The following is a 21163-nucleotide window of genomic DNA, read 5'->3' on the forward strand; positions in this document are numbered from 1 at the left end:
TTTTTTTTATCCAGGATTAAGCGACGCGCTTCTTCATCACTCGCCGACATTGACGCCAATAAAAAGCCAGCCGGCATAGCCGGCTGGCATCAGTACACGTATTGCATTTCCCCTCGCGGCGCTGAATAAAAATCAGCTCGCTCGGTGATGGCGCTACGCTTATGCGTAGTGCAAAGTATCCACCAATTGCTGGTGATTCTGTCCGGTCAGGTATACCACGGTATCGTTGAGATCCAGCGCATGGTTATCGTTGTTGTCGATAATCACATAAGAGCTGGCAGTATTACCGCCACCGCTGAATACTACGGATGCCACACCCACTTTCGACGTCAGCGAGTTGCTGCTGTCCAGACCGAGAATGCCGCCCAGCAGGCCGATAACGCCGTTGGTCAAACCGCCCACCAGAGTCCCCAACAGCGCATCCAATGTGTCTGCGGAACGTGTGCCGTAGTCCGCAACCGCCGTGCCGCTGGCGTCATTGGAGATAGTCAGGCCGCCATGGTTAACATCGACAATCTTGTCTTTGAGGCTGCTAAAGTCCTTGATGGTCACACCCGCCTGCGTGTTACTCGCCTTGATGTCATAGGTGTTGGCACCTGCGCCACCGGTCAGCGTGGTGTTGCCAATCACGCCCAGGGTATCGGCAGCACTGGAACCTTCCAAGGTCATTTGGTAACCGTTCAGGCCCAACGCCGTCAACACTGGCGCCAACAGGTTGGTGGTAATGACGCTCAGCGGCAGAATGTTCAGCAACTGAACGATGATACCGTCACCGGTACCGCCATGGCTGGAGTCGAGATTCAGACCAGCGGTATTGGTGGACGCATTGATATCACGCACGTTGCTGAAACCGCTGCCCAGGGTCAGATCCAGCGCGTGATCACCGGTCACGTTGATGGTCTGAACCTGCGCATTGGTGCCAGCCAATGACAGAATGTTATCAAAGCTGCCAGTACCGCCTGAGGCCACGTTCACCGTGCTCAGCGCGGTACCCAACAGGGCGCTGCTGCTGCTGTTCAGGGTGATGGCACCGGCATTCACATTGGCGGAACTCACCGCATCGAAATTGATATTGAAGTGATCGGTAGCGTTCTGCACGAAGGTGAAGTTCAGCGTACTGGCGGAGGTCGCGTCCCCTTTCACTTCCAGCTGCGCGGCGTTGCCGCCGGCGGCGTTGATGACGTTGACGTTAGCCAAACCGGAGATCACAAATCCTTGCGTGCCCAGATTGGTGGCAGCTGCGTTCTGCGTAACCGTGCCGCCCGTGGTGCCTTCAACCGTGGATGTACCGTTGGTCAGGCCAAAGTCAAAGGTGTGGGTCGGTGTTGTGACGCTGGTGGTGGTCGGTGAACCGATCAGCGGAGTCGTAATCAGCGTACCAACAGACTTGCCGATATAGCCGGTCAGGTCGATCTTCTCGAAATTCGAGAAGTTATTGGCGTTGCTGGTCACAGTACTGGTGCGAACGCCCAGGGCGTTTTGATTGGTTACTACAGTTTTGGTGATGAAGTTGGCGGAGATGGAGTCCGTACCCGCGCCACCATCAGCCTTAACCGTGTTCGCGACGCTGTTCGCACCGCCCGAAACCCCGTTTCCTGCCCAGTGCAGGCTGTCGTTGCCGGCGCCAAGGTTAAACTGCGCCGTGCCGGCCGCAATGTTTGCCGTCGATGTGACGACTACGTCATCCGCACCCGAACTGGCATTCAGGATGACGTTGCCGTTATTGACGGTGATATCTACGCCTGGATTAACGCCGTTGTCAGACAGGTTGACCGTTGCTGCGCTGGTGCCGTTAATGGTCAGATTCGCCAGATGGTCGGCGAACTTCAGGTTCACGGTGCTGGCGGCATTGGCGTTCAGTTGCACATCCGTCAACACTGCCGTTTCGGCATTGCTAATTTGGTGAGATGCGCCGGTGTTGACGGTGCCCGTCGCGTTGCCGCCGGCGGCCGTTGCCGTCAGAGACGCAGCGGTTTTGTACAGCAGGCTGGTACCGATATCGTATTCGAAGCCATGCTGCTGAGTGACGGTGGCACTGTCAGTGGCGACGGAGTTGCGCAGGTCGTTGATAATGGCCTGGGTGATGGTCGTTTTGCTCCCCAGCGCACCATAGCTGGCTAATTGCGCAGCGGTGGCGGCGGTGCCATGCACCAGGGTAAAGATATGCTGAACAAAGTCATCGCCAGTCAATTGAGCGCCTTTCTTTTGCGACTCTGCGGAATTGATCAGGGTAGTGATGACTTGTGCATAAGTCTTACCGGCAAACAGTTCTTTGCTCCAGGTGTCCAGCCCGCTGGCATCGACGCCACGGCCCGGTATTGCCAGGAAGGCGGCTGCGACTTGTTCTTGATAGTTCAGGGCCGGCAGTTCACCCGGTTGCCACACGTGCGTCGCCGCTTGGAAGTGTTGTTGGGCCGTGGTATCGCCGGCGGCAACGGTGCCCTTCAGTGCTGCGATCACTTGAGCGACGACATCGCCGCGAGTCGAACCGCCACTCAGCAAGGCAAGATAGCTGCTGCTTTCGGCCGAGGTCGGTGCGCGTTCATAGCTATTTTGGAAGATGGCATTGATGAAATCGCTATCGCTTAACGTTTTCAGCGGGCTGTTGTTCACGAAGGTTTGTGCGACTGCTGCCAGCGTTTTGCCGCCCTGCGCCAATACGGTTCCCCAGTAGGTAATGCCGTCCTGAGTTTGCGTTAGGCCCACGACATGGAAAACACCCTGGACGTCAGCTGCGCCGGCCGACGATGCGGCGGTTGCAACTGGGAACAGGGTTTTTTCGACTTGGGCTTCGAAATTGCTCTGTGCAGTCAGCAGCGTTGAATCAAAACCGCTGTAGCTGAGTACGTCGTTAATCACCTTGGCGACGACGGACGCCGTGGTGGGGTTACCCGCTAAAAGATCGGCGAGCACGCTGCTGCTAGGGGCGCTGCCGTTCACTGCGGTGTATATTTTGGTTACGATCTGAGAAGCCGTCAGACCGTTCAGGCTTGCGGTGCCTGCAATGAATTTTTGCGCAACTTGTTCCAGAGAAAGTGCAGAAGTTTCAATTTTCTGCGAGTAGTAATCTAACGCCGCGGTGTCAATATTCTTTCCAGAGATTGCAAGGAAAAAAGCAGCCGCTTTTTGCTGTGCTACTAATGTGGCCATACGTTACCCCTTTGGATGTACCCATTTTCTACGGACATAAGAAAGATGTGACCGGCCCCCCATAGCCGTGCCAGGAAGAGGTTTGGTCAGATTTTTTAGTATTAAATCTTGTAAAAACAACGGCATATAAAAATGACATACTAATGCCAATTGTTGCTTTCACGATTTAATCAAAGGAGCTGATGAGATTTTTGTCAAGGTTATAGGATTTTTTTTATTTTTTTGATTTTTTCTTTTCTATAACCAATTGTGATCTCAATTAATCCTGCAGGTTTGCTGTGTGGAATTAATGTTCTTATGTCGAAGGTAATCACCTTTGTATTTTTAACGCTGGGGATTATTAGATTTCTAATGATTTAACTGGCGTGGCATCGGGAATGGCTACATTGATGCACGGCGAATGCGATGTGATGCCATATTCGTTTAGCCTTTGCTAACTTTTTGCTTTGTATTGTTTTTTTTTGTTCTTTTTGGCACATGTTTTTTTCATCTGCCAGCCTTGCTGGAATTACATATATGTATCTATAGTTAATGAAAAAGCATCTGCAGTCTTGAGCATGTTTGGGGCTTTTTTTGTGAGGTTAATCTCATAAATATCAATGCGGATTGGACTGACAGTGCACATGATGTAAGGGCAGAAAGTGAATCAATTTATACCGCGCAATGAAATTGCGGATGTTATACGGACTCGCAGTAAGGTTTTTTGGACCGTTGGCATATTTACCGCATTTATTAATTTATTAATGCTAGTTCCTTCTATCTATATGCTCCAGGTTTACGACCGGGTGCTTCCTTCTCGTAATGAAATCACGCTGTTGATGCTGACGCTGATCATGCTGGGCATGTTCGGCATGATGTCGCTGTTGGAATACGTGCGCAGCATGGTGGTGATCCGTATCGGCAGTCAGCTGGATATGCGTCTCAACACGCGAGTCTACACTGCGGCCTACGAGGCGAATCTGAAAAACGGTTCGTCTGACGCCGGCCAGATGCTGAGCGACTTGACCAATCTGCGCCAATTCCTTACCGGCAGCGCGCTGTTCGCTTTCTTTGATGCGCCGTGGTTTCCGATCTATCTGTTGGTGATATTCCTCTTTAACCCTTGGTTGGGGCTTTTCGCCTTGGTCGGTGCGCTGTTGCTGATCGCATTGGCGGTGATCAACGAAATGGTGTCGAAAAAGCCGCTGGCGGAGGCCAGCAAGCTGTCGATTATGTCCGGTACGCTGGCCAGCACCAATCTGCGAAATGCCGAGGTGATCGAGGCTTTGGGGATGTTGCCTAACCTGAAACGCCGGTGGTTCGGTCTGCACCAGCGGTTTTTGAACAGTCAGCGCATCGCCAGCGAACGCGCATCGCGGGTCACATCGATCACCAAGTTTGTGCGCATGTCGCTGCAATCGCTGGTGCTGGGGCTGGGGGGCTGGCTGGCGATCGATGGGCACATTACGCCCGGTATGATGATCGCCGGCTCCATTCTGATGGGGCGAACGCTGGCGCCGATTGAGCAGGTTATTAACGTCTGGAAGAGCTACAGCGCGGCGAAGCTTTCTTATGGCCGGTTGGTCAAGCTGCTGGAAACGCACCCGCAACGTGGTACCGGTATGTCCTTGCCGCGTCCGGAAGGGGTACTCGCAGTAGAAGGCGTCACCGCCACGCCGCCGGGCTCCAAAGGCGATGCGGTATTGCATAACGTGAGTTTTGCCATCCAGCCCGGTGACGTGCTGGGGATCATTGGCCCGAGTGCGTCGGGGAAATCGACGCTGGCGCGTTTGCTGGTCGGCATTTGGCCGGTCAGTGAAGGGATTGTTCGGTTGGATAATGCCGACATCTATCAGTGGAACAAGGATGAATTGGGGCCGTATATCGGCTATCTGCCGCAGGACATTGAGCTGTTTGCCGGGACTATCGCCGAGAATATCGCTCGCTTTAACGATATCGACTCAGAGAAAGTCATTGAAGCTGCTAAACTGGCCGGTGTGCACGAACTGATCCTGCGTTTCCCTAACGGCTACGATTCGGTGCTCGGCAACGGTGGCGCCGGGTTGTCCGGTGGACAGAAACAGCGTATCGGCCTGGCGCGCGCCTTGTACGGCGACCCTTCGCTGGTGGTATTGGATGAGCCTAACTCCAATTTGGATGATGCGGGCGAGAAAGCGTTGAACCAGGCCATTATGTTCCTCAAGCAACGTAATAAAACGGTGGTTCTGATTACCCATCGCACCAATTTGCTGTCGATGACCAGCAAGTTGTTGCTGTTGGTGAATGGCAACGTCAACGCGTTCGGCCCGACTCAACAAGTGCTTCAGGCGTTGGCCAATGCGCAAAAAGCGCAGACGCAACAGCCCCAGCAAGCGGTAAGGGCGGTAAATTCTGAGCCGGATGAAGGCAATATCCCAAAAACGCAAATTAATTAAGCCGTGAATTGCCTGATGGCTTTATTGCCGTCTGCAGTTTAAAGGAGTTGGTATGTCGACGCATATTGGCGAGCCGCAAGACTCGTATATTGAAGAGATCCCGCAGGATGAACGGCGGTTTACCCGGATGGGCTGGCTGGTAGTGGGAATTGGTCTGTTCGGATTTTTGCTCTGGGCAGCGTTCGCGCCTCTGGATAAAGGGGTGGCATCACCGGGATCGGTAACCGTTTCCGGCAACCGCAAAACGGTGCAGGCCCCGGCCAGCGGCATCATCAAGAATATCGCGGTGAAAGACGGCGACAAGGTGAAAGCCGGTGAGGTTCTGGTGCAATTGAGCCAGGTGCAGGCACAGGCTCAGGTTGATTCGCTGCGCGATCAGTACTACACCACGCTGGCCACCGAAGGGCGTTTACTGGCTGAACGCGATGGTCTGAGCAAGGTCACTTTTTCCCCTGTTTTCACCCAGGTTAAGGATCAGCCGCGCGTGGCCGAAATCATCGCGTTGCAAACGCAGCTGTTCGCCTCTCGCCGCCAGGGGCTGCAAAGTGAAATTGACGGTTATAAGCAGTCGATGGATGGGATCCGCTTCCAGTTGAAAGGCCTGCAGGATTCGCGCGCCAACAAGCAGATCCAACTTTCCAGCCTGCGTGAGCAGATGAACAGCATGAAGCAACTGGCGGCGGACGGTTATTTGCCGCGCAACCGTTATCTGGAAGTCCAGCGCCAGTTCGCTGAGGTGAACAGCAGCATCGATGAAACCATCGGGCGGATTGGTCAATTGCAAAAGCAGCTGCAGGAATCTCAGCAGCGTATCGATCAGCGCTTCGCCGACTATCAGCGCGAGGTCAGGACGCAACTGGCGCAAACCCAAATGGACGCCAGCGAGTTCCGCAACAAGCTGCAAATGGCCGACTTCGATCTGGGCAACACCGCCATCACCTCACCGGTGGATGGCACCGTGGTCGGATTGAATATTTTCACTCAGGGGGGCGTCGTGGGAGCGGGTGACCACCTGATGGACGTTGTACCCAGCCAGGCGACGCTGGTGGTGGATTCTCGCCTGAAAGTCGATTTGATCGACAAGGTGTACAACGGGTTGCCGGTGGATCTGATGTTTACCGCCTTCAACCAAAACAAAACCCCGAAAATTCCGGGGACGGTCACGTTGGTTTCCGCCGACCGCCTGGTCGACAAAGCCAATGGAGAACCTTACTACCAGATGCAGGTCACGGTCTCGCCGGAGGGCATGAAGATGCTCAGTGGCGAGGACATCAAGCCGGGGATGCCGGTCGAGGTGTTCGTGAAAACGGGCTCACGCTCGCTGCTGAGTTATCTGTTTAAACCTATTTTGGATCGCGCTCATACTTCATTAACCGAGGAATAATTTTGATTCAATCAAAACGACAGGCTGCCGGTCTGGTTATCGGCACCCTTTTGTTTGCGATATCTGCGCCGGTTTATTCGATAGGGATTTTAGACGCATATTCGCTGGCATTAGAAAAGGACCCGACCTACCGGGCGGCTATAAAAGAGAAAGAAGCGGGAGATGAGAACGAAAACATCGGCAGGGCGGGGCTGCTGCCGAAGGTATCGCTGAACTACCAGAATTCGCCGCGCAACTGGCAAACGCAGAAGTACCCGGCGAGTGACATTTTTGGAAATAGCCTTGGAGAGGCAACCAAGCGACAACAGTATCGCAGCCATTCCAGTTCGATCACGCTGACGCAGCCGCTATTCGACTATGAAGCGTACGCCCGCTACAAAGCCGGCGTGGCACAGACGATGATGTCGGACGAGCGCTATCGCGGCAAGTTGCTGGATCTCGCTGTTAGGGTGATTAACGCCTATGTTGAAGTCGCCTATTCCAAGGATCAAATCGCGTTGGCCGAAGCGCAAAAGGCGGCTTACAAGGAACAGCTGACCTTGAACGATCGCTTGATGAGCGCTGGTGAAGGTACCATTACCGACGTATCGGAAACCCAGGCGCGCTACAGCCTGGCCGAAGCGCAGGTAATTGAAGCGCGCGACGCGCTGGACGCCGCACAGCGCGAGCTGGAAGTGATTATCGGCATGCCGCTGAACCAACTGGATGAATTGCAGGTCTTGCGGCCGGGCAAGTTCAAGGTGGCACCGCTGATCCCGTCCAAGTTCGAAGATTGGCAGAAGATCGCGCTGGAGAACAACCCGGTGCTGGCCGCGTCGCGTCATGGCGTGGATGCCGCCAAGTATGATGTCGAAAGGAATCGTGCGGGCTTTATGCCGCAGGTGCAGCTGTATGCTTCGCATTCGGAAAACGACTCCAGCAGCGATAATACGGTTAACCAGAAATACCGTACCGACAGCATCGGCGTGCAGGTCAGTATGCCTATTTATTCCGGCGGCGGCGTTTCGGCGTCGACCCGGCAGGCGGCGGCGCGCTATGGCCAGGCGATGTATGAAATGGATGCACAGACGGGCACCACGCTCAACGATCTGCGCAAGCAATACAATTTGTGCATCAGCAGCCGCGCCAAGGTGGCGGCCTATGAGTTGGCGGTGCAATCAGCTACTACACAGGTGACGGCGACTCGGCAGAGCGTGCTGGCCGGGCAACGTGTCAACGTCGATGTGCTCAACGCCGAACAGCAGCTCTATAGCGCCCAACGCGATCTGGCCTCCGCCAAGTACGCCTACATCAAATCATGGATCACCTTGCTGAGCGATTCCGGTACGTTGGATGAAAAAGACGTTATGCGGGTCGCGCAGTATTTTTCCCGCAGTCGCTAATCCGGTTTTGCGACGAGGCAAGTATTTATCTGAAAGGGAGCAGCGTTAAGCTGCTCTTTTTGTTTTGTTGCGCTATGTTATCGGTCGGTGGCCGCGTGCCTGATTTTCGTTCGTTTGCCAGAGGGGCCGCTGTATCAACCGGTTGTATTAAATCGCTGCCTCCGGCGCAGTTAAGCTGCGTGATAACGCAGAGAGCGCGGCGAGAGAGAACGAACCGTTGCCGTTTATGGTGCTTTACGGTCGATGAGCCGTAAGCTCTTGATGACCGAAAAGGATGCGTGATTCTACGTTTTATTTAAAATAGGCCTATGGCTTTAGGCGGCTGTTTTTCTTGAGCGCGTTGGGCGCGAATGAGGGGTTTGTATGGCGGTTTTAGTTACTGGCGGAGCCGGTTACATCGGTTCACATACCGTTTTGATGCTGTTGGAGCGCGGTGAAGAGGTGGTGGTGTTGGACAATCTGTCGAACTCGTCAGCGGAGTCTTTACACCGCGTAGAGAAACTGACGGGAAAAGCCGCCGTGTTTTACCAAGGCGATGTTCAGGATGCTGAATGCCTGCATCGCATCTTTGAAGCGCACTCGATTACCGGTGTGATCCACTTCGCCGGTCTTAAGGCTGTAGGGGAATCTACGCGTAAACCGCTGGAATACTATCAGAATAATGTCACCGGAACGTTGGTGTTACTGGACGCTATGCGCCGCGCCGGCGTGTATGCGTTTATCTTTAGTTCGTCCGCTACCGTTTATGGTGCCCATTCACCGGTGCCTTATGTCGAGACGACACCGATCGGCGGCACGACAAGCCCTTATGGCACGTCTAAGCTGATGGTGGAGCAGATCCTGCAAGATGTCGCCAAGGCTGAGCCGCAATTTTCGATTATTGCCTTGCGCTACTTTAATCCGGTAGGTGCCCATGAGTCGGGGTTGATCGGTGAAGATCCTAACGGTATTCCCAATAACCTGTTGCCCTACATCTCGCAGGTGGCCATCGGCAAACTGGAAAAGCTGGGTATTTTCGGCGGGGATTATCCGACGACCGATGGGACGGGAGAGCGCGACTACATCCATGTCATGGATCTGGCCGAAGGCCACCTGAAAGCGATGGATCATCTGCCGACGCTCAGCGGATTTAAGGCCTATAACCTTGGGGCGGGTGTAGGGCACTCGGTACTGGCGATGGTTCAGGCATTCGAAAAAGCCTCGGGGGTCACGATCCCTTACCAAATATTACCGCGTCGCGAAGGCGATCTGCCTGCCTTCTGGGCGAACGCCGATCTGGCTCATCAGGAGCTGGGGTGGAAAGTTCGTCGGGGCCTTGATGATATGATGCGTGATACTTGGAACTGGCAGAAGAAAAATCCACATGGCTATCGCTAACCTTGAGTGATATGTCTTGGTAGTGATAAAAAGTTATGAAACGCTAATTAAAAGCGATGGGGGATGTAGAATTTGCAGCCCCTATCCCCATTTTTAAAAGGCCTGGACATGGCTCTCATTTTTTACCGAGAGCTTTATTGTTATTCACGTGAAGTATTTTTCGCTGTTTCACTATCTTGTTGTTTGAATGACAAGCAATGAATGTGACATGAGTCTTTTTTATTAACATCTTGTTGCCTGAGAACTATTTTTATCGAAATGTTACTATCTGAGTTTAATTACAGACTCGTGCGTTTGGCAGGTTATATAATGTGATGTGATAGTGCAATAGTTGTCGCTGCCTACAATAAAAATGAGGACTCAGCAACTCTCAATACACGTGTTGAGCATGAAGTTTATACCGGAAAAATAGTTATTCACAGAATGATGGGCCAAAGATCATTAGTCTGTAAAGAAAAATGACGAAAAGATAGAGAAGGTATTTGAATGTTCTAACTGGTAAACATGGCATAAGGATTGTCCATCCGCAGGTATTTTGCGATGCCGTATTTTTTTCACGGGGGGCGTACGAAAAGAAATGCTACCAAGACGCATTGGGTATTGATTTTGATTTTGCTCAGGATAATCACTTGCGCTCTTCAAAAGGCGTGCTGCGTGGTTTGCATTTTCAAAAGAAAATTCCCAGGGAAAGTGGGTCTGTATCATTCGAGGTGAGGCATTTGCTGTTGTAGCGGGTCTTCGTGAAGATTCACCTACCTATCTATGTTGCATGAGAGCAGGTTTTCCGAAGTAAACTCTGGCTCCTCCCGGTTTGGCGCATAGCCTCATTGAGCTCTCAGATTTTGCTGATTTCGCATATAAGTGCATGAGATATTATAATCATGATCATGGAGGGGGCTTGCTGTGAAACGAGCCTGAGGTGGGGATTGAATAGCGCTTGATGACCCAGCATTACCTGAAAAAGATAAGCATGGTAAACGTTTCGGTGAATTGAAATAAGTGATATTCAAAAGTCGGAAACGTACCCGTTTGCCTTTACAGAACAAAGACCATGAGAACATTGGTGAGTTCGAAGCCTTTAGAGACGGTTATGTTGAGGGGGCGAGGCGAGGCAGTAAAGGCAGAGTGGGCTGCTACTGCGATGCCTGGTACGAGATGATTGCAAAGACATTCATCCTGCCTGATGGTGTGCCCGTTAGTGTGTTCAATGAGCTGATTCAGTATTTCTGTAAGATGTGGGCTACTTTCCGAGCTCTACATGCTTAAACGTTTACCGACTCACATTTTATTATAATCATCAACTATATGTATTATATGAATATTTATTAAGCAATCACTTTAATGTCATGCTAAGAAGGCAGATAATCTGAGGGCCTTTTCGGACAGATGATGATACCATATGGGCCGAGTTTTTTTGCCGAATGTGCTTTGGGTGCCGTGCATTACACCTGGACAAAAAGTGTGGTTTAGCCTCTGTTAAGGCAGCCCGGCTTAAGCTTGAGGGGATATTGCGAGTAGTGCGATTCAGCTATTGGTTGCTGTGAGCCAAGGGCGGTAGCGTGTCTTGGTGAAGGCTATTTGTGTATCTTATTGATTTTAAATGAAAATACATTGGCTGCCTGTCTTCTTTTGGCATTCCTGACAGCTTGCTTTCTCGGATAACAACGTATGCCAGTCATAGGCGGCAGGTCTGATTCGCAATGATGTTATCAGCGATATGCGGGGTAGGATAGTTACTCACGCAGATAATGGAAAAATGTTAAGATATATTAATATCTATTAAGCTATTGGATTAGTAAAAATGAATGTTATTTCTAGTAAAATTGCAGGTGTCAAAACAATCCTCCCAAAAGTGTTCGGTGATGCACGGGGATTCTTTTTAGAAACATTCGAGAAAAAACGTTACCAGGAGATGCTCGATATTGACCTGGATTTTGTTCAGGATAATCATTCACGGTCTTCGAAAGGTGTGTTACGAGGCTTACACTTCCAGACGCAGAACCCTCAGGGGAAACTGGTCCGTGTTGTGCGCGGCGAGGTTTTTGACGTCGCTGTCGACATTCGTCCCGGCTCGCCGACATTTGGTCAGTGGGAAGGTGTCATTTTGTCTGAAGAAAACAAAACCCAGTTTTGGGTGCCGCCTGGTTTGGCGCACGGTTTTGTCGTTCTGTCAGATATCGCCGACTTTGAATATAAGTGTACGGACTATTACGATCCGTCTTCAGAAGGTTGTCTGATTTGGAATGATCCGACTGTCGGAATCGAATGGCCGATTGAGGCACCTCTGCTCTCTGAGAAAGATAAACTAGGAAAATACCTAATGGATCTTCAGCAAAGCAAATAATATTTTATTGCGCCGTGATTTGCGGCCATATAAATGTCACAGTGAGCAAATTTATCAGGTCATCATGATGAGAATTTTGATAGTGGGTAGTGCGGGGCAGGTTGGTAAAGAACTGGTTCTGCGAGCACCGAAAACGTGGGAAGTTTTAGCTCTGGATCGTCAAGCGCTTGATATCACTTGCATGGAGCAGGTAGAAAAAGTCGTTAATTCATTTATTCCTCATGTGATTATCAATGCCGCTGCCTACACTGCAGTTGATCGTGCAGAGATGGATAGCGATCAGGCCTACAAGATAAATCGTGACGGTGTTGCGAATCTAGCCCGTGCTGCTCAGATATTTAATTCAAAATTTTTACATATATCAACGGATTATGTTTTCCAAGGGGAGCAGGAAGCTGCCTATTGCGAACGGGATGAAACAGGACCTACGGGCGTTTACGGTGCCAGTAAGCTTGCCGGCGAAATGGCGGCTGCAGAGGCCTGCCCGAAACATATCATTTTGCGAACTGCCTGGGTATTTGGTACACATGGGGGCAATTTCGTGAAGACGATGATTCGTCTCGCACAGGATAGAACGGAGCTCAACGTTGTTGGCGACCAATTTGGTGGGCCAACCTATGCGGGTGATATTGCGGAGGCTTTATTACTCATCGCGGAGAAAGTTTGCGATAAGAATTTCTCTGCCTGGGGGGTCTATCACTTTACTGGCGCCCCCTATATCAATTGGGCGGGATTTGCTGACCAAATAATGCAACGGGCATATGCGTGCGGTATCACCTCTCATCTGACTAAAATCAATCCGATCCCCAGCAGTGATTACCCAACGCCGGCCAAAAGACCAGCTAATTCTATGCTCAACTGCGAGAAAATCCACGAAATCTTTGGCATCGTGCCAAGTGATTGGCAGGCAGCATTAAATGACATTGTCAGTTATGCTGCGAAGGAATGAGACAACGCTTGGGTAGCGAAGCGTTATAGATAAGAAAATTAAATAGGTTTTTTGATGCAAAATTCGTTTAGCTCATCACCGCGGGAGATTGCAGCGACTTTCTTTCGACACCGCAAGCTGATATTTAACCTGACGAAACGAGAAATTACTGGGCGCTATAAGGGGTCTCTATTTGGCATCTTATGGTCTTTCTTCAACCCTATCTTCATGCTCATTGTCTATACATTCGTTTTTAGTTTTATATTTAATGCACGCTGGAGTGTTGAAAGCACTTCAAAGGCTGAGTTTGCTCTAGTGTTGTTCGCTGGACTTATTGTGTTCAATTTTTTCAGTGAATGTGCGATTAAGGCACCTGGAACGATACTGTCTAACGTCAACTATGTTAAGAAGGTAATATTTCCTTTAGAGATATTACCGATCGTCAATGCAGCCTCTGCATTATTTCATGCTTGTATCAGCATCATTGTATGGCTGATTTTTTATCTTATAGAGGTTGGTTTACCACACCCGACGGTGTTGTTATTTCCAATATTTATTCTCCCCTTATTCGCCTTTGTGCTCGGGGTCGGTTGGTTATTGTCTGCATTAGGCGTTTTTTTGCGAGATGTCGGGCAAATGATCTCTATTTTTGTAACTGCTTTGATGTTTTTATCTCCTATATTTTATCCCATAACAGCAATTCCAGAGAAATATAGGCCGTTATTGAATGTTAATCCACTGGCTCCAGCGATTTCGCAGTTTAGAGAGATCTTTTATTGGGGTACAACTCCTTCATTGAGCGTGTACGTTAGCTATCTTATAGGATGTGCTGTATTCGCATGGTTTGGGTTCGTTGTTTTCCAAAAAACAAGAAAGGGATTTGCTGATGTCCTCTGATAACGTTGCCATAAGCATTCAGGACATAAAAAAATGTTTTTATGTTTACAATAACCCACATGATAGACTGAAGCAGTTCATTTTGCCAAGAATAAATAATATATTCGGGCGTGAAAAAAATAATTATTACAAAGAATTTTGGGCATTAAAAGGTGTCTCCTTTGAGGTTAATAAAGGGGAAACTGTTGGTTTGATTGGTAAAAATGGCAGCGGAAAATCGACATTATTACAAATCATTTGCGGTACCTTGACACCGACCAGCGGAGCAATAAGTACAAAAGGGCGTATTGCCGCTCTATTGGAACTCGGCTCAGGCTTTAACCCGGAGTTTACCGGGCTAGAGAATATTTATCTCAATGCGGCGATTTTGGGGCTTGGCAAGGAAGAAACCGAGAGTAAGTTAGATGCAATCGCTGCATTTGCTGATATCGGTGAATTTATCCATCAGCCGGTGAAAACCTACTCCAGCGGAATGGTGGTGCGATTGGCCTTTGCAGTTCAGGCACAGGTGGATCCAGATATCTTGATTGTCGATGAGGCGTTGGCTGTGGGGGATGCCAAGTTTCAGGCAAAATGTTTTGATCGTCTACGCCAGTTAAAAGACAACGGAACCAGCATTCTGTTGGTGACGCACTCTGGAGAACAAATTGTCACTCATTGCGATCGCGCTGTGTTATTGAACTCTGGTGAGAAACTGTATCAGGGAACGCCGAAGATTGCAGTCAATAAATACATGGATATTCTTTTTGGCAAGAGCCAGCCAAATGTGCAGAATGAAGTAGTAACCTCCTCGGTTGGAAACTCTGTTGAAACTCCGCCGGCTACGGAAGAAACGCTTAATTTCGAATGTGACAAGTTCAGCGATAAAAGCAATTATAATAAGAATGAATATCGTTGGGGGGATGGCGCAGCGGTTTGGCTTGATTACCAAGTTTGTGTTGGAGAACGATTGAATCCGACGACAATTTATTCCGCTGAAAAAGTAAAGATCAGATGCTCAATGCGTTTTGAGCGAGATGTCCATAACCCTATTATTGGTTTTGCCATTAAGACGAAAGAGGGTCAAACTGTTTATAATACAAACTCCCATCTTTTGAGTAATGAAAACACCTTGAAGCATGGGGCTGCTGGGAGCTATTCCGTTGTAGAGTTCGAATTCTCAAATAAGTTAGGTGCAGGAGATTATTTCATTTCTCTCGGCATTGCCTCAATGATGAGTAACGAAGTCATTCCACATGATCGAAGATATGATGTCATTCACTTTTTGGTGCCCTCCGTTGATTCTTTTTCGGGTATTGCAGATTTAGAGTTGAGTTTTGACATTAACCCACCTTCCGGTAGATAACTATGCTTTTAGATAAAAATATTTATGCTTTCCGTGAAAACACGGGCATTTGGGCAAAGCCAGATTATGCGGGTATCCCCTACAGTGATGGGGATACTCAGGAAAATTTGTTATTGAGCATTATACAAAATACCCAAGATCGCAGTGTATCTTCTGCGGAGCTCAAAGCTCAATGCACAGATTGGGTAACGACTTACCATTTTTCTAGTTTGCGTTCGAATCTGTTACGGCCGCTAAAATCCATCCTTCAGCCAGGTGCTAAGGTTTTGGAAGTCGGTGCAGGCTGCGGGGCCATCACGCGGTTTTTAGGCGAAATGGGGTGCGAGGTGGTCGCATTAGAGGGAAGCTTGCGACGTGCCGCGATTGCCAGAACCAGGACGGCTGGCTTGGACAATGTTACCGTAGTCAGCGAGCGATTTGATGATTTCGAGAGTAATGTGCTCTTTGATGTGATCACTTTGATTGGCGTGCTCGAGTATTCCAACCTGTTCAGTCAAGGTGAAGACAGCGCAGTAAGCATGCTTGAAAAAATCAAAAAGCGTCTTAAACCCGGCGGAAAGTTGATCATTGCGATAGAAAACCAGCTTGGCTTGAAATATTTCTCCGGTGCACGAGAAGATCACTTGGGCCAGGTGATGTATGGTATTGAAGGGCGTTATACGAAAGAACAGGCAGAAACTTTCGGACACCACGTTCTGAAGCAGAAACTCGTAAGTGTTGGTTTGCAGACGGTCGAAACGTTGTTGCCGTTCCCTGATTATAAACTCCCCGTTTCCATTGTGACATCTAGCGGCGCTAGCGATCCAAACTTTGATGCTTCTGTTTTTGCTGCGCAATCTGTGCGTGCTGATATGCAATTGCCGGAGAAGTTAAATTTTGTGCTCGAGCTGGCTTGGCCAATTGTTTTTAAAAACAATTTAGCTTGCGAACTCAGCAACTCTTTCTTGCTGGTGGCAAGTGACGAGTCGAGTGAGTTTATTGATAAGGACTTACTTGCTATTCATTATGGTAGCGAGCGTTACTCGCCGTTCTATAAGGAAACGGTATTCAACAAAGACGAGAACGGGGAAATTAAAGTCAAACGTCATTTGCTGAGTCCTGGTGGAGCGATTGAGAATGATTTTGTTGATTTTAAATTAGATGGTTTTGAAAAATATATAAAAGGCATTCCTCTACCCACAGAGTTCATCAAAATCGTGACGACACCTGGGTGGGATATTGAGCAAGTTGCTGGTTATTTTCGTTATTACATCGAGTGCCTGGAGATATGCTTAAAAGGAGAAGGAATACACTATGATGAATTTACCCAACACACGATGCTCCCGTCCACCTATTTAGATGCAATTCCTTCAAATATATTGATAGACGCCGATAGGCAGCCGCGCTATTTTGAACGCGAGTGGTTGGCGAAAAAAGGGATTACGGTGGGTAACCTGACATTCAGAGCGGCGTTATCGTTGCTTGGGAAAATATCCTCTTTCGCACCGCCTGCCAATGGACGTTCATTAACTCGAGGAGAGTTTATTAAGCAACTCTTCGAAGCTTTGGCATTCTCTGCAGATAGTTCGCTCTTCGAGCAATACTTGGTTCTTGAATCAGAACTGCAGGTTTTCTCATCAGGATCCGATAAGAATAAACTTGATACCTGGTATCCTGAGCATGTGTTGCCTGGCTTACATGCATTGGATGAAGTTGAGAGCAGGGAAGCTGAGCGTCTTGAAACAGAGTCGGCATTAAAAGATAAAAAACATGCTTATAATGAACTGTTGAAGTCTAAAGATTATGCTGAGAAATTAGCATTTGAACGAATGGATGAGATTGATAAACTCAAGCTGGAGTTAAGCAATATTAAGTCTAGTACCCTTTGGCGGATATCCAGACTATTCAGAGGCAAAAGGAATTGATATGAGCAGTGAGACGCTTCATTGGTCAATTGACTCTATGGTCAAAAGAGGCACGACGGTATTCAGCTACGGCTGGATATTTAGTGAAACTAAGAGTATTAAGCAGCTTGCATTACTCCAGGTTGATAAAAATGGTTTATTATCTAGCATTAACGTGGATTATGGGAAAAGTCGGGAGGATGTAGGCTCCTATTTTTCCGAATTCGAGCAAGCTGCTCATTCGGGATATATTGTTTATGGTTCATTCAGTGCTGCTGTCGCACAACATGGTTTAAAACTGCTTTGCACCTACGGAGACGGTACGACGGAAAGCATTGATGTTCCAGAAAGCCATTATATCCACGCAGGCAATGAAAATAACGAAACGACCATACATAAAAAAGTTGTTTTAAAGCAAATGCTTGTGCTCGTTAAACGTGCTTTGATGTTGCTTAAGGGCGGGAATATCTCCCTGCTTTATAATAAAATAAAGCGATATAAGCGTCACGAACCAACGACAGGGTTAAATGTCGCGAGTGATATTTCCAAAGTTTTAAGTCAGAAAGAGCGTGAGAAAGTTATCTTTTTCCTTGATCATGATCTGGGCGGAGGTGCTAATCATTATAGAAATCGACTGATACAAGACAAGATCAGTGATGGGTTTTCTGCATTGGTTCTTGCCTTCAATATCAGAACATTGTCTTACAAATTGATTGTCAAAAGCGAGTCGGTCGATAAAAATTATAAAATTCCGGATGAAGGGTTTGTTTTCGACCTCCTGAATTATCTGAAAGTTCAGGAGATCGTCTATAATACCGGTGTCTCATTTGTAAATCCTGAAACCATTCCGAGTTTCTTGCTCGATTTAAAGCTTAAAACTAATGCTACATTGACGACATTGGCTCACGATCTTTTCCCTATTTGCCCTTCGCATTTTCTAATTAATGACAAAGGAAAATATTGTGATATACCTGATCCTCAAGTTTGTCGCTCATGCTTAAAAAATAACACATACGGGTTTACAACATTATTTGAGTCCGGTGATATCAATGAGTGGCGCGATCAGTGGGGCGGGTTGATTATCGCTTCAGATAAGTTTATTACTTTTTCTCAAAATACGTTGGATATTTACCGACGTGTTTATCATCAAATACAGCCAGAAAAAACGGTGGTCGCTCCACATGTTGTGAGCTATCTGCCTCGAAAGGCAGAAGTTCAACAGAAAGAGAGATTACGCATTGGAGTCGTAGGGCAAATTGGGTACCACAAAGGGGCTGAGTTCGTTAAAGAGTTAGCCCTCGAAATAAAAAAAGCGGGTTGTCCGGTGGACATTGTGATTATCGGTGCTATTGAAGCCTCATGTCCATCAGATATTGTGACTCAGACAGGTCCTTATAAGCAGAGTGAATTGCCAGATTTACTTGAGGATAAAGGGGTGAATGTTATTTTATTCCCTTCTATCTGGCCTGAGACGTTTTCCTACGTCGTACAGGAAATGGTTGAACTTGGTTATCCCGTCGCTTGCTTTAATCTGGGAGCACCTGCTGAACGACTTAAGAATTATCCAAACGGTTTGATTTTGTCCTCAATGTCTGCTGGCAACGTCTTGCAAGAGTTGATAAAATTCCACCGAAAAATTTATACAATCCAGTGAGGCAGGTATGTCTGAGATTCATGTTTTTACTAGTGCAGCGTTTAACTATATTCCGAAAGTGAGAATGCTGTTTCAGTCTATTCGTAAATATCACCCTGAATGGACAATTCACCTCGCCTTGGCCGATGAGAAAAGGCCCGAAATTGATCTCAGCAATGAACCATTTGACGAAGTCGTCTCAGTTTCTGAATTAGACATCCCGGACTGGAAAGGTTGGGCATATTGCCACACCATCGTGGAACTCGCGACGGCGATTAAACCTTTTATGCTTGCTCGTTTGCTGCAACTGCCAGGCTGCAAAAAGGTGATCTATCTTGATCCTGATACGGTGATCTTTTCTCGTCTCGATGACATTTTGGAGGCATTGGACTCTGCGAATGTCGTGCTGACACCGCACCAGACAAAACCTGAAACGTCTCTATCCGCCGTGATGGATAATGAGATCTGCAGTCTGAAGCATGGCGTTTATAATCTGGGTTTCTGCGCGGTAGCAGCAACCGATGTTGGCCTCTCTTTTGCAAAATGGTGGGGAGAGCGCATTTATCATTTCTGCCGTGCAGATATTCCAAACGGCCTGTTCACCGACCAACGTTGGATCGATCTGGTTCCCGCCTTCTTCAACGACGTGGCGATCATGCGTTCCAGTCGCCACAACGTGGCCACCTGGAATTTAACAACCCGTGATTTTACCGTTGACGAAAAAGGAAATTATTTTGTTGATGGTGAACCGTTAGGCTTCTATCACTTCACAGGCTTCGACAGCGGCGCTCATCGAATCATGGCTTCTAAAAATGCCGGGGATAATTCTGATGTGCACAAACTGATTGATTGGTATGACGATCAGACGAAGAATCTTGCGCAGGATCCTTTGGCCAAAGTGGTCTGGGCTTATGGCCTGCATTCCGATGGCTCTGCCATTTCAAAGGCGCAGCGTCTGGTTTACCGTGAGCGTATTGATTTGCAAAAAGCTTTCCCTACGCCGTTTGATGCGAATACCTATAACCAGTGGTGGCTGCAGCAAGGTCCAAAAGAATACCCTGAGCTGTTCGATAATGGCAGTAAAGATGATGCATTGCGTCAGTTCAGCACGGTGCTTACTCCTGGATTCCGCGGCGGCAATGCAGAATTTGATAAAGATCGTTTTATTGGCATTGTTAAACGTTCGCTTTCCAACCCCCGCACTGGCGTCACAATGGGCAAGAAAGGATGGGAAGTATTAAAGAATGAAGGCATCAAAGGTATTAAACGCCGCTTTCTGAACTAAATTCGCCCTGTTGCTCGCTGTAGGCCCTGTACATAGCCATAGTTATGTACGGGGCTTTTTAACGTAGTTCATCTCTAAAATTAGCCTTGAGGTTTTAGAGATGAAATTTAGAACGGTGAATATCTTTAGCGCCTAGGTTAGTGGTGAACGATGAAATAATATTTCCAGCGTTTGGCCTAGTGTTAAAGCGTACTGCTTATGATGAAAAATGTGTTGGCAGATTTAGCTGTGTCAATGATTCATCTAGAACTCTTCAGGAAGTTTATTTTTCCCCTGACTGTACTTTAAACCTTGGTATGTTAAGTGAAAATAATTGCATCTCTTGTATTGTACCGACATGAATATCAATCTGTTCAGAAGACATTGGATTCTCTTCTGGCAGAGGAAAGTATTTCTAAACTGGTCATCGTTGACAATGGCAGTTATTGTGATTGGCTTATAAATTTTAATGAGCCAAAGCTCGAGATTATTCGAATGAAAGATAATGCGGGGTTTGGTGCTGGCCATAATGCTGTTTTTGAAAAATTTAAGAATCTCGCTGATTATTTTTTGATTTGCAATCCAGATATCGCCTTTGAGAAGGGAGAGGTAGATAAACTCTACCGATTCAGTCAATTGGAGGACCTTGGGTTGGCCATTCCTAAAATCGTCTATCCAGATGGACGGCTGCAGCATGGTTGTAAATTGTTACCTTCGCCTTATCAACTTTTTGCTCGTCGATTTGTTTCCCGTTTCTCACGTTCTTTAAATCAGCGGTATGAATTGCATTGCGCAGATTATACTAAGCCTTTCTTCGCGCCGTCTCTTTCCGGTTGTTTTATGTTGGTGAGCAATCAGGCAATTCAGGATGTCGGATGTTTTGATACTCGTTTTTTTCTGTATCTTGAGGATGTCGATCTTTCGCGTAGAATTTGTTTAAAGCATAAGACACGTTATTTTCCTGAGTCCTTGGTTGTTCACGAATCTCAGCGTCGCTCTTATCAAGATAAGCGTTTTCTTGTATACCATATCGTTTCTGCAATAAAGTACTTTAATAAATGGGGATGGTTCTTCGACAGAGATAAAGAATTCCTTAATCAGAGCTGCCTGAGTCAGTTGCCAAGAAAACAGGTTAATCAGTAAGTAAGAATAAAATTAATTA

The 21163-nt window shown here is 48.0% G+C and carries 14 protein-coding genes; 13 read left to right on the forward strand and 1 reads right to left on the reverse strand.

Annotated features, from left to right (window positions below; translation table 11 throughout):
* Window positions 1–159: 159 nt before the first annotated feature.
* On the reverse strand, window positions 160–3150 hold the full coding sequence (locus ACJ8QF_RS03365; protein WP_442537258.1) for a DUF4214 domain-containing protein: 2991 nt from the start codon (window positions 3148–3150) through the stop codon (window positions 160–162).
* 641 nt (window positions 3151–3791) lie between these two features.
* On the opposite strand from ACJ8QF_RS03365, the gene ACJ8QF_RS03370 reads away from it, so the two are divergent.
* The 13 genes from ACJ8QF_RS03370 to ACJ8QF_RS03430 all read left to right on the forward strand — a co-directional run bounded on the left by ACJ8QF_RS03370 (window position 3792) and on the right by ACJ8QF_RS03430 (window position 21144).
* Entirely contained in the window at window positions 3792–5564 is a 1773-nt protein-coding gene (locus ACJ8QF_RS03370) for a type I secretion system permease/ATPase (protein ID WP_031299834.1), read from the forward strand.
* Window positions 5565–5616: 52 nt separating this feature from the next.
* Window positions 5617–6948: an HlyD family type I secretion periplasmic adaptor subunit gene (locus ACJ8QF_RS03375; RefSeq protein WP_076740417.1), complete on the forward strand. Its 1332-nt coding sequence runs from the start codon at window positions 5617–5619 to the stop codon at window positions 6946–6948.
* Window positions 6949–6950: 2 nt separating this feature from the next.
* Window positions 6951–8330 (forward strand): TolC family outer membrane protein, encoded by a 1380-nt coding sequence (locus tag ACJ8QF_RS03380; RefSeq protein WP_049187388.1) that lies wholly within the window; start codon window positions 6951–6953, stop codon window positions 8328–8330.
* A 363-nt stretch (window positions 8331–8693) separates the two neighbouring features.
* Entirely contained in the window at window positions 8694–9707 is a 1014-nt protein-coding gene (gene galE / locus ACJ8QF_RS03385) for a UDP-glucose 4-epimerase GalE (RefSeq protein ID WP_275095641.1), read from the forward strand.
* A 482-nt stretch (window positions 9708–10189) separates the two neighbouring features.
* Entirely contained in the window at window positions 10190–10438 is a 249-nt protein-coding gene (locus ACJ8QF_RS03390; RefSeq protein WP_338097194.1) for a dTDP-4-dehydrorhamnose 3,5-epimerase family protein, read from the forward strand.
* Between the two features lie 1070 nt (window positions 10439–11508).
* A complete protein-coding gene (rfbC, locus tag ACJ8QF_RS03395) occupies window positions 11509–12051 on the forward strand; it encodes a dTDP-4-dehydrorhamnose 3,5-epimerase (RefSeq protein ID WP_265261194.1) in 543 nt (180 codons plus the stop codon).
* Window positions 12052–12115: 64 nt separating this feature from the next.
* Window positions 12116–13000: a dTDP-4-dehydrorhamnose reductase gene (gene rfbD / locus ACJ8QF_RS03400; RefSeq protein WP_265261193.1), complete on the forward strand. Its 885-nt coding sequence runs from the start codon at window positions 12116–12118 to the stop codon at window positions 12998–13000.
* 54 nt (window positions 13001–13054) lie between these two features.
* Window positions 13055–13876, forward strand: a complete 822-nt coding sequence (locus ACJ8QF_RS03405; protein WP_265261192.1) for an ABC transporter permease — start codon at window positions 13055–13057, stop codon at window positions 13874–13876.
* Window positions 13866–15221 (forward strand): ABC transporter ATP-binding protein, encoded by a 1356-nt coding sequence (locus ACJ8QF_RS03410; RefSeq protein WP_265261191.1) that lies wholly within the window; start codon window positions 13866–13868, stop codon window positions 15219–15221. The genes ACJ8QF_RS03405 and ACJ8QF_RS03410 overlap by 11 nt, the downstream gene beginning before the upstream one ends.
* A 2-nt stretch (window positions 15222–15223) precedes the next feature.
* Window positions 15224–17125, forward strand: coding sequence for a class I SAM-dependent methyltransferase (locus ACJ8QF_RS03415; protein ID WP_275095642.1), 1902 nt, complete (start codon window positions 15224–15226; stop codon window positions 17123–17125).
* A gap of 1 nt (window position 17126) precedes the next feature.
* Entirely contained in the window at window positions 17127–18758 is a 1632-nt protein-coding gene (locus ACJ8QF_RS03420) for a glycosyltransferase (RefSeq protein ID WP_275095643.1), read from the forward strand.
* 7 nt (window positions 18759–18765) lie between these two features.
* A complete protein-coding gene (locus ACJ8QF_RS03425; RefSeq protein ID WP_049191332.1) occupies window positions 18766–20022 on the forward strand; it encodes a glycosyltransferase in 1257 nt (418 codons plus the stop codon).
* A gap of 303 nt (window positions 20023–20325) precedes the next feature.
* A complete protein-coding gene (locus ACJ8QF_RS03430; protein ID WP_275095644.1) occupies window positions 20326–21144 on the forward strand; it encodes a glycosyltransferase in 819 nt (272 codons plus the stop codon).
* Window positions 21145–21163 lie beyond the last annotated feature (19 nt).

Source organism: Serratia sp. CY81684 (assembly GCF_052166595.1).
GTDB classification, from domain to species: domain Bacteria; phylum Pseudomonadota; class Gammaproteobacteria; order Enterobacterales; family Enterobacteriaceae; genus Serratia; species Serratia nematodiphila.

Coding starts and splice junctions, on each gene's coding strand:
- ACJ8QF_RS03425 (WP_049191332.1), top strand. CDS start 18,766: ATGTCTGAGATTCATGTTTTTACTAGTGCAGCGTTTAACTATATTCCG.
- rfbC (WP_265261194.1), top strand. CDS start 11,509: ATGAATGTTATTTCTAGTAAAATTGCAGGTGTCAAAACAATCCTCCCA.
- ACJ8QF_RS03415 (WP_275095642.1), top strand. CDS start 15,224: ATGCTTTTAGATAAAAATATTTATGCTTTCCGTGAAAACACGGGCATT.
- galE (WP_275095641.1), top strand. CDS start 8,694: ATGGCGGTTTTAGTTACTGGCGGAGCCGGTTACATCGGTTCACATACC.
- ACJ8QF_RS03410 (WP_265261191.1), top strand. CDS start 13,866: ATGTCCTCTGATAACGTTGCCATAAGCATTCAGGACATAAAAAAATGT.
- rfbD (WP_265261193.1), top strand. CDS start 12,116: ATGATGAGAATTTTGATAGTGGGTAGTGCGGGGCAGGTTGGTAAAGAA.
- ACJ8QF_RS03365 (WP_442537258.1), bottom strand. CDS start 3,150: ATGGCCACATTAGTAGCACAGCAAAAAGCGGCTGCTTTTTTCCTTGCA.
- ACJ8QF_RS03420 (WP_275095643.1), top strand. CDS start 17,127: ATGAGCAGTGAGACGCTTCATTGGTCAATTGACTCTATGGTCAAAAGA.
- ACJ8QF_RS03405 (WP_265261192.1), top strand. CDS start 13,055: ATGCAAAATTCGTTTAGCTCATCACCGCGGGAGATTGCAGCGACTTTC.
- ACJ8QF_RS03375 (WP_076740417.1), top strand. CDS start 5,617: ATGTCGACGCATATTGGCGAGCCGCAAGACTCGTATATTGAAGAGATC.